The organism is Pseudomonas sp. 2024-210 (assembly GCF_045062345.1).
Lineage (GTDB): Bacteria > Pseudomonadota > Gammaproteobacteria > Pseudomonadales > Pseudomonadaceae > Aquipseudomonas.
Genome location: NZ_JBJGEJ010000005.1, coordinates 231,929 through 250,684 on the forward strand (window position 1 = coordinate 231,929; position 18,756 = coordinate 250,684).

17 protein-coding genes are annotated in these 18,756 nt (G+C 57.6%); 9 read left to right on the forward strand and 8 right to left on the reverse strand.

Going from position 1 to position 18,756, the window contains the following annotated elements:
* Nucleotides 1-35: 35 nt before the first annotated feature.
* The gene (locus ACI7MX_RS09995; RefSeq protein WP_314489942.1) at nt 36-500 is read left to right on the forward strand and encodes a TlpA disulfide reductase family protein; all 465 of its coding nucleotides are present in this window, start codon (nt 36-38) and stop codon (nt 498-500) included.
* Between the two features lie 204 nt (nt 501-704).
* Here the strand turns inward: ACI7MX_RS09995 and ACI7MX_RS10000 are convergent, their stop codons facing one another.
* The 4 genes from ACI7MX_RS10000 to ACI7MX_RS10015 form a co-directional block, all read right to left on the reverse strand.
* Nucleotides 705-1,103 (reverse strand): META domain-containing protein, encoded by a 399-nt coding sequence (locus ACI7MX_RS10000; RefSeq protein WP_314486153.1) that lies wholly within the window; start codon nt 1,101-1,103, stop codon nt 705-707.
* Nucleotides 1,100-1,537: a hypothetical protein gene (locus tag ACI7MX_RS10005; RefSeq protein WP_314486156.1), complete on the reverse strand. Its 438-nt coding sequence runs from the start codon at nt 1,535-1,537 to the stop codon at nt 1,100-1,102. Before ACI7MX_RS10005 ends, ACI7MX_RS10000 begins: the two co-directional genes overlap by 4 nt.
* Before the next feature lie 50 nt (nt 1,538-1,587).
* Complete coding sequence (locus ACI7MX_RS10010; protein ID WP_405587117.1) at nt 1,588-2,577, reverse strand: 2-hydroxyacid dehydrogenase; 990 nt, start codon at nt 2,575-2,577, stop codon at nt 1,588-1,590.
* Between the two features lie 61 nt (nt 2,578-2,638).
* Nucleotides 2,639-5,404 carry a response regulator gene (locus ACI7MX_RS10015; RefSeq protein WP_314486160.1) on the reverse strand — a complete coding sequence of 922 codons (2,766 nt, stop codon included), beginning with the start codon at nt 5,402-5,404 and terminating at the stop codon, nt 2,639-2,641.
* Between the two features lie 211 nt (nt 5,405-5,615).
* On the opposite strand from ACI7MX_RS10015, the gene ACI7MX_RS10020 reads away from it, so the two are divergent.
* The 7 genes from ACI7MX_RS10020 (at nt 5,616) to ACI7MX_RS10050 (ending at nt 14,208) form a co-directional block, all read left to right on the forward strand.
* Nucleotides 5,616-6,344, forward strand: a complete 729-nt coding sequence (locus tag ACI7MX_RS10020) for a response regulator transcription factor (RefSeq protein WP_405587114.1) — start codon at nt 5,616-5,618, stop codon at nt 6,342-6,344.
* Nucleotides 6,334-7,689: a histidine kinase sensor domain-containing protein gene (locus tag ACI7MX_RS10025; RefSeq protein ID WP_405587111.1), complete on the forward strand. Its 1,356-nt coding sequence runs from the start codon at nt 6,334-6,336 to the stop codon at nt 7,687-7,689. Before ACI7MX_RS10020 ends, ACI7MX_RS10025 begins: the two co-directional genes overlap by 11 nt.
* Nucleotides 7,690-8,067: 378 nt before the next feature.
* On the forward strand, nt 8,068-8,973 hold the full coding sequence (gene cysM / locus ACI7MX_RS10030) for a cysteine synthase CysM (RefSeq protein WP_405587108.1): 906 nt from the start codon (nt 8,068-8,070) through the stop codon (nt 8,971-8,973).
* Nucleotides 8,973-10,325, forward strand: coding sequence for a 23S rRNA (uracil(1939)-C(5))-methyltransferase RlmD (gene rlmD, locus ACI7MX_RS10035; RefSeq protein ID WP_405587105.1), 1,353 nt, complete (start codon nt 8,973-8,975; stop codon nt 10,323-10,325). The genes cysM and rlmD overlap by 1 nt, the downstream gene beginning before the upstream one ends.
* Before the next feature lie 117 nt (nt 10,326-10,442).
* On the forward strand, nt 10,443-12,698 hold the full coding sequence (gene relA, locus ACI7MX_RS10040; protein WP_405587102.1) for a GTP diphosphokinase: 2,256 nt from the start codon (nt 10,443-10,445) through the stop codon (nt 12,696-12,698).
* Between the two features lie 108 nt (nt 12,699-12,806).
* Nucleotides 12,807-13,640, forward strand: coding sequence for a nucleoside triphosphate pyrophosphohydrolase (mazG, locus tag ACI7MX_RS10045; protein ID WP_405587099.1), 834 nt, complete (start codon nt 12,807-12,809; stop codon nt 13,638-13,640).
* Between the two features lie 22 nt (nt 13,641-13,662).
* Nucleotides 13,663-14,208, forward strand: a complete 546-nt coding sequence (locus ACI7MX_RS10050) for a DUF2058 domain-containing protein (RefSeq protein WP_153376920.1) — start codon at nt 13,663-13,665, stop codon at nt 14,206-14,208.
* Between the two features lie 253 nt (nt 14,209-14,461).
* Here the strand turns inward: ACI7MX_RS10050 and ACI7MX_RS10055 are convergent, their stop codons facing one another.
* The 4 genes from ACI7MX_RS10055 to purM form a co-directional block, all read right to left on the reverse strand.
* On the reverse strand, nt 14,462-14,644 hold the full coding sequence (locus ACI7MX_RS10055; protein ID WP_016779856.1) for a hypothetical protein: 183 nt from the start codon (nt 14,642-14,644) through the stop codon (nt 14,462-14,464).
* A 262-nt stretch (nt 14,645-14,906) separates the two neighbouring features.
* Nucleotides 14,907-15,620: a DUF3108 domain-containing protein gene (locus tag ACI7MX_RS10060; RefSeq protein ID WP_314486175.1), complete on the reverse strand. Its 714-nt coding sequence runs from the start codon at nt 15,618-15,620 to the stop codon at nt 14,907-14,909.
* An 8-nt stretch (nt 15,621-15,628) separates the two neighbouring features.
* The gene (gene purN, locus ACI7MX_RS10065) at nt 15,629-16,279 is read right to left on the reverse strand and encodes a phosphoribosylglycinamide formyltransferase (RefSeq protein ID WP_405587093.1); all 651 of its coding nucleotides are present in this window, start codon (nt 16,277-16,279) and stop codon (nt 15,629-15,631) included.
* The gene (gene purM / locus ACI7MX_RS10070; protein ID WP_405587090.1) at nt 16,279-17,337 is read right to left on the reverse strand and encodes a phosphoribosylformylglycinamidine cyclo-ligase; all 1,059 of its coding nucleotides are present in this window, start codon (nt 17,335-17,337) and stop codon (nt 16,279-16,281) included. The genes purN and purM overlap by 1 nt, the downstream gene beginning before the upstream one ends.
* 374 nt (nt 17,338-17,711) lie before the next feature.
* Here purM and ACI7MX_RS10075 point away from each other — a divergent pair, with 374 nt between their 5' ends.
* Nucleotides 17,712-18,746, forward strand: a complete 1,035-nt coding sequence (locus ACI7MX_RS10075) for a DUF2066 domain-containing protein (RefSeq protein WP_405587087.1) — start codon at nt 17,712-17,714, stop codon at nt 18,744-18,746.
* Nucleotides 18,747-18,756 lie beyond the last annotated feature (10 nt).

Below are 18,756 nucleotides of genomic sequence, written 5' to 3' on the forward strand. Positions count from 1 at the left end.
GCTTTTAGAGCGAATTTACTGAGAAGGATCAACAGATGTTTAAGCGAGTCATGGTGGTAGTTGCTGTTGCCGCTACTTTACTGCTAGCCGGTTGTGGCAATGATTACGGGGTCGATCAGCATGGACAGAAGATCGCCTCCGAACGTCTGGACAAACAGTGGAAGGTGATTAACTACTGGGCTGAGTGGTGTGGGCCATGCCGCATTGAAATCCCGGAACTGAATACGCTGGAGCAGCAGTTGCAGGGGCAATCGGTAGGCGTATTCGGGGTTAACTTCGACGGTTTGCAGGGCAAGGAACTGAGTGATGCCAGTGCTGCAATGGGCATTACCTTTACCGTTTTGGCTCAGGATCCGGCGGAGCACTTTGATTTGCCGCGCAGCGAAGCGTTGCCGGTGACTTACATCATTGATGAGAAGGGAAAGGTTCGCGCGCAGATGATGGGTGAGCAGACGGCGGCCGGGGTGCTGGCCAAGATCAAGGAACTCAGAGGGCAGTAAAAAGCTGCCTCAAGAGCCCCTCACCCTCACCCTAGCCCTCTCCCGGAGGGAGAGGGGACTTAAAGGGTGGCGCTGCTCAGATCTGCGTTTGACTTTGGTCCCCTCTCCCGGAAGGAGAGGGGGCTTAAAGGGTGGCGTTGCTCTGATCTGCGTTTGACTTTGGTCCCCTCTCCCTTTGGGAGAGGGTTAGGGTGAGGGGGGCTTCTATTCAGGCCACAGCCGCAACGGCTTGCCTTCAGCCGGCCAGAACCGCACTTGCTCGATAGGCGAAATATCCCAGCGCTGAACGGTTTGCAAGGCTTCGAAAAAGCGATGCTCCTGTTCCATCAGCGCGGGTGCGCAGGCCTTGCGCGTGCTGCCCACACCGCCAAAGGACAGCGTGTCACCGTCCAGCGTGTAGGGCGCGAACCAATGATTGCAGCCACCGCTGCCATAGGCTCGTCCACCCTCGTCAAACGTCACGGTCAGGTGGCTGTTATCAATCAACGGGCGTTCGCCAATCCATTCCACCACGTAAGTGTGGTTGTGTTGCAGCTGCACCGGGTCGCCTGCACACCCCACCAAGCTTGCGCCCAGCGCAGCCATCAGGATCAGGTGTTTCATTGCGCGGCCTTTTGGCAGTGTGGGCACAGGTGCTTGCTACCTTCAGTGCTCCAGCCCAATTCGGCGATTCGCGCACTGGCCGCAGGCTTTTGCGCTTTGACGCCCAGCTTTGCATCGACGGCGAACTCGAACTTCAGTTCTTTGGCACAGGCGTCGCAGTTAACCTGCCACTGATGAATGGCCAATTCGCCGAAAGCCGGCCCCTTGGTCACGGCAACCCACTGACCGCGCGGGTTGATCAGGTGGCGTACTTTGTCGACACTCAAGCGCATGGACAAATCCTTGCTGCCTTTAAGCGTCACAATCAGCACGTCGCCCGATTGAATCGAACCCCCGTTGCCGGTGACTTGATACAGACCCGGCGCCAACGCGCGGCATTCAATAAGGGTGTGCTGCGGGTTCAGCAGGCTGAAGCGGAAATCGTGTTCGACCATGGGTCCTCCAAATAGGCCGCTATGCTATCACGCGCCTGAGTGCTGGCCTTTCAACCTTCGATCAGGTTTTGAGGGGTTCCGCTTTTCCAGGCCGCAATATTGTCCAGCGTGGTGCAGGCAATCGCGCTCAATGCCTCGCGCGTCAGAAAGGCCTGATGGGCGGTAATGATGACATTGGGGAAGGTCAGCAAGCGGGCCAGCACGTCGTCTTGCAAAGGCAGGTCTGAGCGGTCTTCGAAGAAGATCTGGGCTTCTTCTTCATAGACGTCCAGCCCCAGATAACCCAATTGGCCAGTTTTAAGGGCCTCAATCAGCGCCGGTGTCTCGACCAGCGCGCCGCGTCCTGTGTTGATCAGCATGGCACCCTGTTTGAGGGTGGCCAGCGACTGGCTGTTGATCAGGTGTTTGTTATTGGCAGTCAGTGGGCAATGAAGGCTGATGATGTGCGAACCGGCCAACAGCTCGGGCAAGCTCACGTAGTGCGCGCCCAAAGCCTGCAGTTCAGGATTCGAATACGGGTTAAAGCACAGCAATTTGCAGCCGAATCCTGCCATGATTTTGGCAAACGTGGCGCCGATCTGGCCAGTACCGACCACGCCAACGGTCTTGCCCACCAGGTCAAAGCCGGTCAGGCCGTGCAGCGTGAAGTCGCCGTCGCGGGTACGGTTGTAGGCGCGGTGCAGATGGCGGTTAAGAGCCAAAATCAAGGCCACGGCATGTTCAGCCACGGCGTGGGGTGAGTACGCAGGCACGCGCACCACGCTCAAGCCCAAGCGCTTGGCAGCGGGCAAGTCGATGTGATTGAAACCGGCCGAGCGCAAGGCGATCAACCGTGTACCGCCAGCGGCCAGTCGCTCCAGCACCGGGGCACTTAAATCGTCATTGATGAACGCACAGACCACGTCGTAATTATGGGCAATGGCGGCTGTTTCGAGACTCAGGCGCGCAGGCTGATAGTGCAACTCGATACCGTCTGGCTGTTGGGCAGCGCTAAAACTGTCGCGGTCATAGGTCTGGCAACTGAAAAGAATCGTGCGCATGGGTCTTCCTTGAGAGTGGGCGTTGGGTGCCGCCGGATCATTGTAGTGAATGGCACGCGTTTTACGGGGTGCCGCGCGCCTCTTCAGCCAAGCGGGTCATGGCTTGATCCAGTTCATCCAGGGCGGTGCTGGCGTGTGCGCTTCCTTGTTTGAGCAGCGTTTCGCTGCGCTGACACGCGGCACGCAATTGCGGAACACCGCAGTAGCGTGTCGCACCGTGCAAGCGGTGAACGCGTTCAATCAGTGCATTGTTGTCGTTGGCCTGACGCGATTGCTGGATGGCTTCACGGTCCGCTTCCAGTGAAGCCAGCAGCATGGCCAGCATGTCGATGGCCAGATCGGGCTTGCCTGCCGCCAGGCGCAACCCTTCTTCATGGTCAAGTACCGCCAGTTGGCTGCCGGGCTGGATCGGTTCATGGGTGTTGTCGATCACTTGATTGCGCAGGGCCAAACCCGTCCACTTCAACACCACTTGAGCCAACTGCCGCTCACTGATGGGCTTGGTCAAGTAGTCATCCATGCCGCTATGGAGCAGGGCGCGTTTTTCATTGGCCATCGCGTGAGCGGTCAGCGCAACAATCGGCAGCGGCGTCAAATGTTGTTCGGTTTCCCACTGGCGTATGACTTCAGTGGTTTCACGTCCGTCCATACCGGGCATTTGGACGTCCATCAGAACCAGATCAAAATCGTGGGACTTGACCGTTTTAACGGCGGTGTACCCGCTGTCTACAGCAATCACTTGAGCGCCCATGTCTTCCAGCAGGGTTTGCACCAGCAACAGGTTGGCCGGGTTGTCATCTACGCACAAAATCCGCGGTGCGCGACTGGCCATCGGCTCGCCTGGTTCTTGGCGCACTTGCTGCGGGTTGATCAAGTCAGCCAGTGCCCGACGCAATTTTCGGGTGCAAGCGGGCTTGGCCTGCAATTGGCTGTGAGGGTTTGGGACCGATGCATTGAACAGGGCTTGCTCGGTCGTCGGGCACAGCACCAGGACTTTACAGTCAAGGTGCTCAAGATCCCATATGTGCTGATTAAGGCGTTCGGGCGGCATTTCGTGGGCCGTGACACCCAGCACCACCAAATGGATAGCGAGTGCGGTCTGGTGGGCGCTCGTCACACAGTTGGTGAGGTTTTCGAGGCTGGTAAAGGGCGTTACTTCCAACCCGCAATCTTCCAGTTGATGTTGCAAGGCCTGACGCGCCAGGTCGTGTTTTTCCAGCACGGCCACACGTCGGCCCAGCAGCGGCGCACCGGGCAAGTCTTCGGCATCATCGCGGGCTTTGGGCAGTTTGACGCTGATCCAGAACACCGAGCCTTCACCGGGGGTGCTCTCTACCCCGATTTCGCCGCCCATCTGCTCAACCAGGCGCTTGGAAATAACCAACCCCAGGCCAGTGCCGCCGGGTTGGCGAGACAGTGAGTTGTCGGCCTGGCTAAAGGCCTGGAACAGCGTCCTCACGTCTTGGCTGGTCAGGCCGATGCCGGTGTCCTGCACACTGATACGCAACTGGACGAAGCCTTCGGGCGTGTTGTCATCTTCGTCTTCGAGCATGGCCCGTACTGCAATGGTGCCCTCACGGGTGAATTTGACGGCATTGTTGACCAGGTTGGTGAGGATTTGCTTGAGCCGCAACGGATCGCCGATCAAAGACAGCGGTGTATCACGGTAGACCAGACTCACCAGCTCAAGATTTTTTTCATGGGCCGCCGGGGCCAGGATTGTCAGGGTGTCTTGTAACAAGTCACGCAGGTTGAACGGGATGGTGTCGAGCACCAGTTTGCCGGCCTCGATCTTCGAGAAGTCGAGAATCTCGTTAATGATACCGAGCAGGTTGTCGGCCGACTTTTCGATTGTGCCTAAATAGTCGAACTGGCGGGGCGTCAGTTCGCTTTTTTGCAGCAGATGGGTAAAACCCAGAATGCCATTGAGCGGGGTTCGAATTTCATGGCTCATATTGGCCAAAAATTCAGATTTGATGCGGCTTGCCTCCAGCGCTTCCTTGCGGGCGAGGTCGAGCTCCAAGTTCTGGATTTCAATGGTTTCAAGGTTCTGACGCACATCTTCAGTGGCTTGATCGACACTGTGTTGCAGTTCTTCCTGAGCATTTTGCAGGGTTTCAGCCATGCGATTGATACCCGAGGCCAACTCATCCAGTTCATGGCTGCCCAGCGGCGGCAAGCGGGTGTGTAACTGACCGTCCTTGAGTTGGGCCACGGCTTGTTTGATACGGTCCAGCGGGTCATTGATGGTGCGGCTCATGCGCAACGCCAGCAAGGTGGTAAACACGAGCCCCGCGCCGATGAGCAACAAACTGGCAAACAGGCTGCGATAACCGCGCAGCAACATATTGTTGTGTGACAGTTCAAGCTCGACCCAGCCCAGTAAACGATGAGCCTCGTTGGGGATTACGTCACCTGCGAGGTTGCGATGGCGGCCAAATACGGGCAGTAAATAGCGAGTGGCATCAACGTCCGAGCGTTGCAGCAACTGGGTGCTGTTGCCCAAGGGCGGAGGGTTGAGCATGCTCGGGCCAGCATGAACAAGGGGTTGATGATTGGCACTCAGAAACGCCACCGCCCGAACATCGGGTTGCTCCAGGGCTTCAGTCGCGATTCGGTTCAGTAATGCCGTGTCGTTGCGGCCCATTGCCGGCGCTACCAAAGGCGCAAGTTGTTCGGCGATCATCTCACCGCGTTGGCGCAGTTGGGATTCCAGTTCCGACTGCTGCAACCATGTGAAGTAGCCTCCCAGCACCATAGCCATCAAGGAGACGGGCACTAGCGTGAGCAACAACACACGGCCTTTGATACCCAGGTTTTTAAGCACGCATTTCTCCAGCCCGACATTCTTTTTAAGCGTTTCCTGAGCATCCCGCGCAGGTTCGCCCGCAGTGTAGCCATTTGCGACAGGGCAAATCTTCGAAAACTTACTATTACGTGCAGGTGTGTGACCTCAATCAGCCTTTGATCAGCATGGCGGTTGCTCGCAATGGCTCAATCTTGAATAATCGACGATTGAGAATGACTTGCAGACGCAAATGAATCCCGTAAATGTAACTCCCTCCCGGCTTCTGGCCATTGAAGACGACCCCGTTTTAGGCGCCTATCTGCATGAGCAATTGGTGCGTTGCGGGTTCGACGTGGTGTGGTGCCAGAACGGCAAAGACGGGTTGGCGCATGCCCGCCAAGGGCAATTTGATGTGGTGTTGATGGATATTCTGCTGCCGGGCATGAACGGTTTGCAGGTGCTTACGCAATTGCGACAGACCCACAGCCTGCCGGTGATTTTAATGTCTGCGCTGGGGGCCGAAGCCGATCGCATCAGCGGCTTCCAACTCGGCGCCGACGACTATTTGCCCAAACCGTTCAGCATTGCCGAGTTGCGTGTACGAATTCAGGCCATTCTGCGTCGTGTTGCTCTTGATCGCATGCCCCGGCAGACGCCAGCGGTGCAGCCTATAACCAGCGATAATGAGCTGCTGTTCGACGAAATCAGGTCAGACGTGAGTTTTGGTGAAAAATGGGCAGGGCTGACCCGCAGTGAATACCGCCTCCTGGATACCTTGCAACGCAACCTCGATGAAGTGCTGAGCAAGGCGTTTCTTTATCAGCAGGTGCTGCAACGCGGTTACGCGGCCCACGATCGCAGCCTGGACATGCATATCAGCCAAATCCGCCGAAAACTCAAACTCATGGGCTACCACGCGCGCGAAGTGCGCACGGTGTGGGGCAGGGGGTATGTATTGAGTGCCAGTGATGGGTTTTAAGCTCCCTGGTAAACATTCAGTGTTCTGGAAACTGGCGTGTTTGTTGGTTGCCTTTTGTTTGCTGATGATCTGGCTCAGTTGGTCATGGGGGCGCTATATGGACAAGCGCACTACTTATTTGACCGAACAGGCACGCGATACCTTGCTGCGTTACGCGGGGGAGGCCGAGCATGCCTGGAAGACGGGCCAGCAAGCCGGCGTCGATCACTGGATCTATACAATGGGGCCCAAAGAACCGGGCTGGATCGGCGTGGTCGGCCCGGGACTGCAGTCGTTGAGCAGCTACCCTCTGAGTGAGTCAGAAAGCCAGCACCTGACCTTTTTACGCGGCCTGAACTGGCCCATCAGCCACCTCAAGTCGACCCGGCCATGGATGAAAATACCGTTTCCCGATGATCGCGCCGCGGGGAGTCTGATCATCGAGCTGCCCCGACGTTTTATGCCGGGGTATTCACAGCGGATTTGGCGGGTGGTGACGAACGGCTTGATACCGGGCTTGCTGACCTTATTGCTGTGCGTGGGCCTGTACCGTGTTCTGATCGTGCCACTCAATCAACTGCGGGCACAGGCCAATGCCTGGCGTGCGGATCAGTTGCACACGCGCCTGTCGAGCCAGACCACCAGTCGTCAGGATGAATTGGGCGAGCTGGGGCGCGCGTTCGATCAGATGTCCGAACGCTTGCAAACTACGGTTAGCCAACAGCAGCAACTGCTGCGCGACTTGTCTCACGAATTGCGTACGCCCCTGAGTCGATTGCGCGTGGCCTGCGACAGCGAGCAGAGTGTTGACGCGCTCCGTGAGCGCTTGAGCCGTGAAGTGGACGGTATGCAGCGGCTGGTGGATGATACCTTGCAACTGGCCTGGCTGGACGCAGAGCGCGCAATGTTGCCGGTCGAAGACATTCAGGTGCAGGCGCTATGGGAAATACTGACTGAAAATGCTCGGTTTGAGAGTGCTTGGCCTTCATCCAGATTGCCCTGCTTTGTGGGGGCTGACTGCTGGGTGCAGGGGCACCTTAATAGCTTGGCGCAGGCAATGGAGAACATCCTGCGCAATGCCATTCGTCATTCGCCGCCTGACGGTACGGTCAGTTTGAGCGGGCAGCGGGAAGGTGATCATTGGCATTTGTGGATTGATGATCAAGGCGGCGGTGTGGCGCCTGAAGAGCTGGAGCGGATTTTTGCACCGTTTATCCGGCTGGATGGTTCGCGTCCGGGGGATGGCGGTTTTGGTCTGGGGCTGAGTATTGCGCGTAACGCATTGCGCCTGCAGGGCGGCAGTTTATGGGCCGAAAATGTCGGTCAGGGGCTGCGTGTACACCTGCGCTTGCCTGCGCGTGTGTAAAAGCCCTCACCCTAACCCTCTCCCAGAGGGAGAGGGGACTGATTGGGGTGATTTCTGAAAATGTTGTTCAATCCATAATCGCCGCTAAGGTTCTGGTTTGAGACGCTCGTCAGACACTGCTGTCTGTCCCCTCTCCCAGAGGGAGAGGGGACTGATTGGGGTGATTTCTGAAAATGTTGTTCAATCCATAATCGCCGCTAAGGTTCTGGTTTGAGACGCTCGTCAGACACTGCTGTCTGTCCCCTCTCCCTTAGGGAGAGGGCTAGGGTGAGGGTTTGCTTATAGCCTTTGACCATAAGCACCGCACTTTGCGTGATATGGGCTATCGGCGTTTGTCGGTATGATGTGCGCCCCCGCAGTCTGGATTGCGAATACGCCATGACATTGCAGTACCCCACTATCGCCGATTGCGTCGGCAACACTCCGCTGGTGCGCTTGCAGCGCCTGGCAGGAGATACCACCAATACTTTGTTGCTCAAGCTCGAAGGGAACAACCCTGCGGGCTCGGTCAAGGATCGTCCGGCCCTGTCGATGATCATCCGCGCCGAAGCGCGTGGCCAGATCCAGGCGGGCGACACCCTGATCGAAGCCACCTCGGGTAATACCGGGATCGCGCTGGCGATGGCTGCGGCCATCAAGGGCTACAAGATGATCCTTATCATGCCCGACAACTCCAGCGCCGAGCGCAAGGCCGCCATGACCGCTTATGGCGCCGAGCTGATTTTGGTCAGTCAGGAAGAGGGCATGGAAGGCGCCCGCGATCTGGCCGACAGGATGCAGGCCGAAGGCCGCGGCAAAGTGCTTGATCAGTTCGCCAACGGCGACAATCCCGAGGCGCACTACACCAGCACCGGCCCGGAAATCTGGCGCCAGACCGAAGGCACGATCACTCACTTCGTCAGCTCTATGGGTACCACGGGCACCATCATGGGTGTTTCGCGCTACCTCAAAGAGCAAAACCCGAATGTGCAGATCGTCGGTTTGCAGCCGATGGAAGGCGCCGCCATCCCGGGCATTCGCCGCTGGCCCACTGAGTACCTGCCAAAGATCTATCAGTCCAGCCGGGTTGACCGCATCGTTGACATGGCCCAGCGCGAAGCCGAGGACGTGATGCGTCGTCTGGCCCGTGAAGAAGGCATTTTCTGTGGCGTCTCTTCGGGTGGGGCGGTGGCAGCAATGCTGCGCCTGTCACAAGAAGTCGAACATGCAGTACTGGTCGCAATCATTTGCGACCGCGGCGACCGTTACCTGTCGACCGGAATCTACGATGAGCCGACTAACTGATGGCTAAGCAAGAAAGGGGTCTGCGCTTCCAGCCCGCTGGCGGCACCAAGGCCCCACAAGTGCCTGTGGGCAAGAAACAGCGTTTAAGCATCGAACGTCTGGCCAACGATGGACGCGGTATTGCGTTTGTCGAGGGTCGCACCTGGTTTGTATCCGGTGCATTGGCCGGTGAAGACGTCGAAGCGCGGGTGCTGGGTGCACATGGCAAAGTGGTTGAAGCCCGTACCGAGCGTGTGTTCAAGGCCAGCGAGACGCGTCGCGTCGCGCCTTGCGTGCTGGCTGGAAAGTGCGGCGGTTGCAGCGTGCAGCACATGCCCCACAGCGAGCAGCTTGCACTTAAACAGCGCATGCTCGCCGAACAACTGTCCCGCGTGGCCGGGGTCGAACCTCAAGAGTGGGCGCCAGCACTGACCGGGCCTGAGTTTGGCTATCGCCGCCGGGCGCGAATTGCCGTGCGTTGGGATGCGCGGGCCAAGCGTCTGGACGTTGGTTTCCGGGCGGCGGGCAGTCAGGACATCGTCGCAATCGATCACTGTTTAGTGCTGGTACAGGCTTTGCAACCTATCATGAGTGGGTTGCCCGCGATGTTGCGCCAACTGAGCAACCCGAAGGCCCTGGGCCATGTCGAATTGTTCAGTGGCTCGGCCATCGCTGTTTTATTGCGCCATATGGCGCCGCTTAACGAAGCAGACATGAGCGTGTTGCAGTCTTTTTGTCAGACCCATAACGCCCAATTGTGGCTGCATGGCGAAGATCAGCCGCAGCCGCTCGATGAGCGTCAGGGGTTGGGCTACCGTTTAGAGCAGTGGGGATTGGAACTGGCGTACCGTCCCGGCGACTTTGTACAGGTCAATGCAGGCGTTAACGAAGCCATGGTGGCTCAGGCACTGGAGTGGCTGGCACCGCAAGCCGACGAGCGGGTTCTTGACTTGTTTTGTGGGCTGGGTAATTTCGCATTGCCGTTGGCGCGACAGGCTCGCGAAGTCGTCGCGGTTGAAGGCGTTGCGACCATGGTCGAACGCGCCGCGCAGAATGCAGTGAGCAATAACCTGCATAATGTGGCGTTTTATCAAGCTGACTTGTCGCAGCCGCTGGAGAACGCAGCGTGGGCCAGAGAGGGCTTTGCTGCCGTCTTGCTGGATCCGCCTCGCGATGGCGCCTATGAAGTGGTGCGCAAGCTGGCCAGCCTGGGCGCCAAACGTTTGGTGTATGTGTCGTGTAATCCGGCCACGCTGGCACGCGACACCGTTGAGTTGATGAAACAGGGTTATCGGTTAAAACGTGCCGCAATCCTCGATATGTTCCCGCAAACCGCGCATGTCGAGGCGATGGCGTTATTTGAAGCAGACTAGGATGTCTGTCTATTTCGACGGGCCCGCAACCCGCGCTACTGGCCCTGTAGCGTGCGGTTGGGATTTGGGCCGGTGATTTCGGCGCACTGATCGTGCGCTGTAGGGAAGGTAAGCAAGATGGTACAGGTCAGAGCACACCAGCCGATCAACACCGACGGCAGTATCAACCTCGAGGCATGGCTGGATCATGCGGTGAGTGTCGATGTGGCGCTGGACCGTGAAGCCTTGAAACAAGCGTGCGAATACGCACGTGAGGCTGAACAACAAGCCAATGCAGCTAAAAACCTGTGGACCGAGGGCACGTCCAGCTTTCGTACCGGGTTGGAAATTGCGGAAATTCTCGCTGATCTCAAGCTGGATCAGGATTCTCTGGTCGCGGCGATTCTGTACCGCGGCGTGCGCGAGGGGCAGATTCAGCTCCCGGCAGTGAGCCAACGTTTTGGTCCGGTGGTGACCAAGTTGATTGACGGCGTGTTGCGTATGGCGGCCATCAGCGCCAGCCTCAGTCCACGTCAATCGATGGTATTGGGCTCTCAGGGCCAGGTTGAAAACCTGCGCAAGATGCTGGTGGCGATGGTTGATGACGTGCGCGTAGCACTGATCAAACTCGCTGAGCGCACCTGCGCGATTCGTGCCGTTAAAAATGCCCCCGACGAGAAGCGCAATCGCGTGGCCCGCGAGGTATTCGATATCTATGCGCCGCTGGCGCACCGTTTAGGCATCGGCCATATCAAGTGGGAGCTGGAGGACTTGTCCTTCCGCTACCTTGAGCCTGAACAGTACAAACAGATTGCCACCTTGCTGCATGAGCGCCGCCTTGACCGCGAGCGCTTCATCAGTGACGTGATGAACCAGCTGCGTACCGAGCTGGAAGCCACTGGCGTGACGGACGCCGACATCAGCGGCCGGGCCAAGCACATCTATTCCATTTGGCGAAAAATGCAACGCAAAGGCCTGGCCTTCAGCCAGATCTACGACGTGCGTGCGGTGCGGGTGCTGGTTCCGGAAATGCGCGATTGCTATACCGCGCTGGGGATCGTCCACACCCTGTGGCGGCACATTCCCAAAGAGTTCGATGACTATATCGCCAACCCTAAAGAGAACGGTTACCGCTCGTTGCACACCGCGGTCATCGGGCCTGAAGGCAAAGTGCTGGAGGTTCAGATTCGAACCCACGCCATGCATGAAGAAGCTGAGCTGGGCGTGTGCGCGCACTGGCGCTACAAGGGCACCGACGTCAAGGCCGGGTCCAACCAGTACGAAGAGAAAATATCCTGGTTGCGTCAGGTGCTGGAGTGGCACGAAGAGCTGGGCGATATCGGTGGTTTGGCCGAACAACTGCGGGTCGATATAGAGCCTGATCGGGTCTATATCTTCACCCCTGACGGGCACGCCATTGACCTGCCGAAGGGCGCGACACCGCTGGATTTCGCCTACCGGGTGCACACCGAAATCGGCCATAACTGCCGTGGTGCCAAGATCAACGGGCGAATTGTCCCGCTCAACTACACCCTGCAAACCGGCGAGCAAGTCGAGATCATCACCAGCAAACACGGCACACCGAGCCGCGACTGGTTGAACCCGAACCTGGGTTACATCACCACGTCGCGGGCGCGGGCCAAGATTGTTCACTGGTACAAGTTGCAAGCGCGTGATCAGAACGTTGCCGCCGGTAAGACCTTGCTGGAGCGCGAGCTGGGGCGTTTGGGCTTGCCGGGCGTGGATTACGAAAAGCTCGCCGACAAAGCGAACATGAAAACCGCCGAGGACATGTACGCTGCGCTCGGAGCCGGCGATCTGCGCTTGGCACAGCTGATCAATCTGGCTCAGCAACTGGTCGAGCCTGAACGCGGCAGCGAGCAGATGGAGCTGATCCCGCGTAAAGCCACAGGCTACAAGCCGGGCAAGCGTGGCGATATTCAGATCGAGGGTGTGGGCAACTTGCTGACGCAAATGGCCGGGTGCTGTCAGCCGCTGCCTGGCGATGCGATTGTCGGTTATATCACTCAGGGGCGTGGCGTTAGCATTCACCGTCAGGATTGCGCCTCGGTGCTGCAACTGGGCAGTCGTGAGCCGGAACGGATCATCCAGGTCAACTGGGGGCCGATCCCAGTGTCGACCTATCCGGTCGATATCGAAATCCGCGCTTATGACCGTTCGGGGTTGCTGCGAGACGTGTCGCAAGTGCTGCTTAATGAGCGGATCAACGTATTGGCGGTCAACACCCGTTCGAACAAAGAGGACAACACCGCATTGATGTCCCTGACCATCGAGATCCCGGGGCTGGATGCATTGGGACGTTTGCTGGGGCGTATTTCGCAACTGCCAAACATCATCGAAACCCGCCGGATAGGGCGTAGTGAGCCACGTTAACGTGGAGCGGTTTAGCTGCAAGCGCCAAGCTGCAAGTTAGAAACAGAGCGCGGTTGGCTTTTTTTCTTGCAGCTTGCAGCTTGCCACTTACAGCTTGAAGGAGCTGAAATGCACACCCTGGATGATTTGCTGTTTTTGATGGCCCGTCTGCGCGATCCTCAGTACGGCTGCCCGTGGGATATCAAGCAAACCTACGCCACCCTCGTGCCTTACACCCTGGAAGAAGCCTACGAGGTCGCTGATGCGATCGAACAGGGTGACTTCGAGCATTTGCAGGGAGAGTTGGGGGATTTGCTGTTTCAGGTGGTCTATTACAGTCAACTGGCCCGTGAAGAAGGGCGTTTCGAGTTTGCCGGGGTCATTGACAGCATTACTCGCAAATTGATTCGCCGTCATCCTCACGTCTTTCCAACAGGTGATTTGTATGCGCCGGTGGATGTACCGCGCTTGAGTGAAGAACAGGTCAAACAGCGTTGGGATGAAATCAAGGCCGAAGAACGCGTCGAGAAATCCGCCGCCCCTGAACAGTTGTCCTTGCTAGACGATGTGCCGGTGGCGCTGCCGGCCTTGTCCCGTGCGGCCAAATTACAAAAGCGCGCCGCTCAGGTTGGTTTCGACTGGCCCGGCGCCTTGCCGGTGCTGGACAAGGTGCGAGAAGAGCTGGATGAAGTGCTCGAAGCGATGGCTGACAACGATTCGTCGGCCATCAGTGACGAGGTGGGCGACTTGCTGTTTTCAGTGGTGAACCTTGCTCGTCACCTCAAGGTTGACCCCGAAACCGCCTTGCGCGGTGCAAATGCCAAATTTGACCGACGTTTCCGGTTTATCGAGCAGGCATTGCGCGATACCCTGCGTCCCATTGAAGATTGCACCCTTGAAGACCTGGACGCCCTCTGGGGTGAAGCCAAGCGTCAGGAAAAGAATTTGCCCAGCTGCGGCTGAGCTTGCCTAAGTGAGTAGATAGATGAGCATTTCCCTACGCGACCAGTTGCTCAAAGCCGGACTGGTCAACGAAAAGCAGGCCAAACAGGCCGGTAAAGAAAAGCAAAAGCAGCAACGTCTGGCCCACAAAGGTCAGATCGAGCTGGACGATACCCAGCAGCGTCTGGCGGCAGAAGCCAAGGCCGAGAAGCTTAAGCGCGATCAGGAACTCAACCGCCAGCAACAGGAAAAGGTTGAGCAAAAGGCCCGCGCGGCCCAGATCAAACAGTTGATCGAAGTCTCGCGTCTGCCCAAGCTGAACACCGAGGACTACTACAACTTTGTGGACGACAAAAAGGTTAAGCGCCTGTCGGTCAACACCTTGATGCGCAACAAGCTGGCCAATGGTTCGCTGGCCATCGTGCAGCACCAGGGCGGCTACGAAGTAATCCCCCGTGAAGCGGCCCTGAAGATCCAGGAGCGTGATCCGCGTCGCATTGTGCAGCTCAACATCCTCGTTGAGCCGAAAACGCCGGAAGAAGACGATCCGTACGCGGCCTACCAGATTCCTGATGACTTGATGTGGTAACCGGCTAATTCTGATATCAACGACAAACGCCGTAGCAGCTGCCGAAGGAACGAGGCTGCGTCCGAGTGCGTAGCGCTCGTAAAATTGACACCCGCGACTTAACTGAAATACCGAGGTTTCAGGTTTTACGACGGCTACGCCGCCGGACGCAGCCTCGTTCCTTCGCCAGCTGCTACACGAACATATAGAGTCCGGATACGACAAACCCCGCTTCGGCGGGGTTTGTGTTTTTCAAGACAGTAGTTTCAGTGATTCATGCCTGGCGTTTCTGCGCTTCCAACTTTTCCAGCTCGGCTTTGTAGCTGTGAGCGTCGCTTTCGCGGTGGAACATACCGACCAATATGTCTTCTTGATGCACATCCCACAGGTGAACACCGTGGGCAACCAGTTGGTGGAACATACGTGAATCGTCGCGCTCAGTTACTTTGATAGTCATCTGCTTGCTCCCAATTCTGATGAAGGCCTGCGGCAAGGCGTCGCAGGTCTTCTTTATAGAATCTGTTAGCTTCCTACGTAAATAGCCAATGGCGTGGCTGTCATGTTCCTCAAAAACGCTGAATCGCTACAGCCCTTGGTTGGCGGGGTGTTTGCGGATTCAAGCAATAGTTTTATGACAAAAGTTTCATGTTGCGAACGCCTTCGGGCGAAAAAAAACCTCGCCGAAGCGAGGTTTTTCAGGTGTACACCATGGCAGGCAATTAATCGCCTTTAACGGCTTTACCACCCACTGTGCCGTCCAGCAGCATGATGTTGTATTCCTTGCCGTCAGTTTCGACCTGTTGCAGACGAACCAGCAGCGAATCCCATTTAGGGGCAAACCACATCACGGTCGTGCGTTTGTTCTTGGTCGGGTCGCGGACACGCTCGACCTTGATCGCATCAATGGAGCCCGCTTTGGTTTCGACCTTTTCCGGGCCGAGAACGCGGAAGTCATACGTATCGACGTCCTCGCCTTCAACCACTTGGTAGCTCATGCTTTTTTTGCCGGCGGCCACATCACGCTGCAACGCCAACTGATAGGTGGACTTGTCGAGCATGCCGGAAATCAGTGGCAGTTTGACCGGGTCCTTGTTCTCTGTGCCGGTCACCATCTTGGTGGCCCAGTCAAAGTCCAGATTGACCTTTTTAGCCTTGCCCAAGCCGCCACGCTCAAAGGTATACGTCAACGGCAGCAAGCTGTTGTTCTCAACCTTGAAGGTGCTGGTTTCGGTCAGGCTGGCAATCATCATGGAAGCCTTGAAGTTCAAGGTCCAGTTGCCATCACTGTTTTTGGTCAGGCTGCGCTCGGCAGAACCGCTCATGGGTAACTGTTTCCAGTCGGCGGTGTAGCTGGCGGTGAAGGGCTGAAGATCGGCCGCCTGCACTGCTGGAATAGCCAGCAGGCTGAGGGCGAGGAGCAGGGCACGACGCATAATATCTCCTAGGTTCGTATCAAGTGGCCGCTGGCCGCAAGTAATTGACCGTCTAATAATGCGCCCTGTTCGTCAAGTGACAAACGCCCTTCGGCAAACCAGCGCACTGCAAGAGGATAGATCCTGTGTTCCTGTGCGTGAACCCGTTGGGCCAGGCTGTGGGCTGAGTCGTCAGACTCGACCGGTATCACTGCCTGTACGACCAGAGGTCCGCCATCGAGTTCCTCGGTGACGAAGTGCACACTGCACCCGTGTTCGCGATCACCGGCATCCAGCGCGCGCTGGTGGGTGTGCAGCCCTTTGTACTTGGGCAGCAGCGAGGGGTGGATGTTGAGCAGTCGCCCCTGGTAGTGACGCACGAAATCAGCGCTGAGGATGCGCATGAATCCGGCCAGAATCACCAGGTGCGGTTTGAATGTGTCGATGACTTCGATCAGTGCAGCATCGAAGGCCTCGCGGCCCTCGAATGCCGTGTGATCCAGTACGCGAGTAGAGATACCCGCGTCTTTGGCGCGTTGCAGGCCGTAGGCGTCGGCGCGGTTGGAAATCACCGCGCGCAGAGTGGCCGGGCTGCCCTTGACGTCATCGCTGTCGATCAAGGCCTGCAAGTTGCTGCCGGTGCCGGAAAGCAGCACCACCACATCACAGGTATCAGGCATTAGTGCGCCTTGATGTTTTGCAGCTCGACTTGCGCAGCACCTTCAGCGGCGGTAGCGATATGGCCGATGACCCAAGGCTGCTCGCCCGCTTCACGCAGTACGTTCAGCGCGGTTTCAACATCGGCCTGAGCCACGCAGATGACCATGCCCACGCCGCAGTTCAGCACGCGGTGCATTTCGTGTTCGTCCACATTGCCTTGCGCTTGCAACCAGTCGAAAACAGCCGGGCGCTGCCAGCTGGCGACGTCAACCACGGCTTGTGCGCCTTTTGGCAGAACGCGCGGGATGTTGTCCAGCAGGCCACCACCGGTGATGTGAGCCATGGCTTTTACAACGCCGGTTTCTTTGATCAGCTTAAGCAACGGCTTGACGTAGATGCGGGTTGGCGCCATCAGCAGGTCGGTCAGTGGCTTGCCGTCGAGCTGGATGTTTTCGATGTCGGCACCCGACACTTCGATGATCTTGCGGATCAGCGAGTAACCGTTGGAGTGCGGGCCAGAAGACGGCAAGGCGAGCAGGGCGTCGCCGGTTGCTACTTTAGAGCCGTCGATGATTTCGGATTTCTCGACCACGCCTACGCAGAAACCGGCCAGGTCATAGTCTTCGCCTTCGTACATGCCAGGCATCTCTGCGGTTTCGCCGCCTACCAGCGAGCAGCCGGACAATTCACAGCCAGCGCCGATCCCGGTGACCACTTGGGTAGCGGTTTCTACGTTGAGCTTGCCAGTGGCGTAGTAGTCGAGGAAGAACAGAGGCTCTGCGCCGCAAACGATCAAGTCGTTAACGCACATGGCGACCAGGTCGATACCGATGCTGTCGTGTTTGTTCAGGTTCAGCGCCAGACGCAGCTTGGTGCCTACGCCATCAGTGCCCGAAACCAGAACAGGCTGCTTGTAGCCAGCCGGGATTTCGCAGAGGGCGCCAAAACCGCCGAGGCCGCCCATCACTTCCGGGCGTGCAGTGCGCTTGGCCACGCTCTTGATGCGTTCGACCAATGCTTCACCGGCGTCGATGTCTACACCGGCGTCTTTGTAGCTCAGGGATGGTTGCTTGCTCATAATCCAGGCCTTTAGGGGGGATTCGGGGGTATCGACCGAGTTCAGAGGGCGGGCTTGCACAGGCTCAAGAGATGAAACAGAGCACTGGCAGGGCGCCCGGCTGTCGCCGGTCTGCGAAGGCGCGCGATTTTATCAGGCTTGAAGGGCAGCGGCCATCCTCGGGCCGACGGGCAGGGTCATATCTGCCGAAAAAAACCTTTTTTAACCCGTGTCAGGAAGCTTGTAATAAGGTATAGCCGCAGTGTTTTGATTTTTTATGACCGAATGAAAACGACGATGCGTCAGTGAATGATTCGGCCGCGGGCCTGTCTGACACCTTATCGAGTGTTTTTATACGGCTTTTCAATAGTGTTAATGGCCGTCAGGAATTTTTCATGCGTTTTCATCAAGTTATCGCTGTGGGTTGTTTGTCTTTTTTCAGTTTGGCCAGTCACGCTGAAATCCTTACGGGGCTGTACCAAGTGCGCGAGCCGGTAACCAGTCAAACACCTGAGGAGCGCACCCAGGCTACGCAAAAAGCCTTGGAAACACTGGTATTGCGATTGACTGGGGATGCCAAGGCGCTGCAAAGCCCTGCTCTGGAAGCCGTCCGCAAAGACCCTCAACAGATCATCAGCCAATACGGATATGACGCTGGCCCGCCCGAAAGCTTGCAAGTCGACTTTGACCCCGTGAGCACCGATCGTGCTTTGCGTCAGGCCGGGTTGTCGTTGTGGGGTACCAATCGTCCGGCGCTGCTTGGCTGGTGGCTGAGCGATTCAGTAGAGGGCTCAAGCCTGGTGGGCGATGGTCAGTCAGCTGCCGAACCGTTGCGCCGTGCGGCCCAGCATCGCGGCCTACCCTTGCGCTTGCCCTTGGCGGACTTGAGCGAGCAGTTGGTGGGCACGGCGGAAAATCTTGAGGGCAGCAACCCGGCACCGCTGAAAGAGGCTTCCGAGCGCTACGGGGCTGATGCACTACTGGCTGTTCACGCTCACGAAGACGATGGCAAGTGGACTGCCAAGTGGCGTTTATGGGTGGGCGATCAGCAAGAACAGGGCAGTGCCGAGGCGGCAGATCAAGGCGCACTGGCTGATGCCGTCATGCTCCAGGTGAGCCAGCGTCTGGCGCCGCGTTACGCGGTCAAACCGGGCGTACCCACCGAGCAGACGTTGCAAGTTCAGGGTATGAATCTTGAGCACTATGCTCAAATGGGCCGTTTGCTGGAACCGTTTGGCGGCCAACTTCAGCGTATTGAAGGTGATCGCGCTGTTTATCGGGTAAACGGCAGCACCGAACAATTGCGCTCCCAGCTGGGGCTGGCTCAGTTGCGCGAAGTGCCGGCTGACCCAGTGCCTGTTGTATCCGCCGACGGGCAAGCGCCAGTCACCGGAGGCGAGTCGGCCGGGCAGTTACGATTTAGCTGGTAAGGATTCTCTT

Coding starts and splice junctions, on each gene's coding strand:
- ACI7MX_RS09995 (WP_314489942.1), top strand. CDS start 36: ATGTTTAAGCGAGTCATGGTGGTAGTTGCTGTTGCCGCTACTTTACTG.
- ACI7MX_RS10010 (WP_405587117.1), bottom strand. CDS start 2,577: ATGCGCACGATTCTTTTCAGTTGCCAGACCTATGACCGCGACAGTTTT.
- ACI7MX_RS10060 (WP_314486175.1), bottom strand. CDS start 15,620: ATGCGTCGTGCCCTGCTCCTCGCCCTCAGCCTGCTGGCTATTCCAGCA.
- ACI7MX_RS10005 (WP_314486156.1), bottom strand. CDS start 1,537: ATGGTCGAACACGATTTCCGCTTCAGCCTGCTGAACCCGCAGCACACC.
- cysM (WP_405587108.1), top strand. CDS start 8,068: ATGACATTGCAGTACCCCACTATCGCCGATTGCGTCGGCAACACTCCG.
- relA (WP_405587102.1), top strand. CDS start 10,443: ATGGTACAGGTCAGAGCACACCAGCCGATCAACACCGACGGCAGTATC.
- ACI7MX_RS10025 (WP_405587111.1), top strand. CDS start 6,334: ATGGGTTTTAAGCTCCCTGGTAAACATTCAGTGTTCTGGAAACTGGCG.
- ACI7MX_RS10055 (WP_016779856.1), bottom strand. CDS start 14,644: ATGACTATCAAAGTAACTGAGCGCGACGATTCACGTATGTTCCACCAA.
- rlmD (WP_405587105.1), top strand. CDS start 8,973: ATGGCTAAGCAAGAAAGGGGTCTGCGCTTCCAGCCCGCTGGCGGCACC.
- ACI7MX_RS10050 (WP_153376920.1), top strand. CDS start 13,663: ATGAGCATTTCCCTACGCGACCAGTTGCTCAAAGCCGGACTGGTCAAC.
- mazG (WP_405587099.1), top strand. CDS start 12,807: ATGCACACCCTGGATGATTTGCTGTTTTTGATGGCCCGTCTGCGCGAT.
- ACI7MX_RS10075 (WP_405587087.1), top strand. CDS start 17,712: ATGCGTTTTCATCAAGTTATCGCTGTGGGTTGTTTGTCTTTTTTCAGT.
- ACI7MX_RS10000 (WP_314486153.1), bottom strand. CDS start 1,103: ATGAAACACCTGATCCTGATGGCTGCGCTGGGCGCAAGCTTGGTGGGG.
- purM (WP_405587090.1), bottom strand. CDS start 17,337: ATGAGCAAGCAACCATCCCTGAGCTACAAAGACGCCGGTGTAGACATC.
- purN (WP_405587093.1), bottom strand. CDS start 16,279: ATGCCTGATACCTGTGATGTGGTGGTGCTGCTTTCCGGCACCGGCAGC.
- ACI7MX_RS10020 (WP_405587114.1), top strand. CDS start 5,616: ATGAATCCCGTAAATGTAACTCCCTCCCGGCTTCTGGCCATTGAAGAC.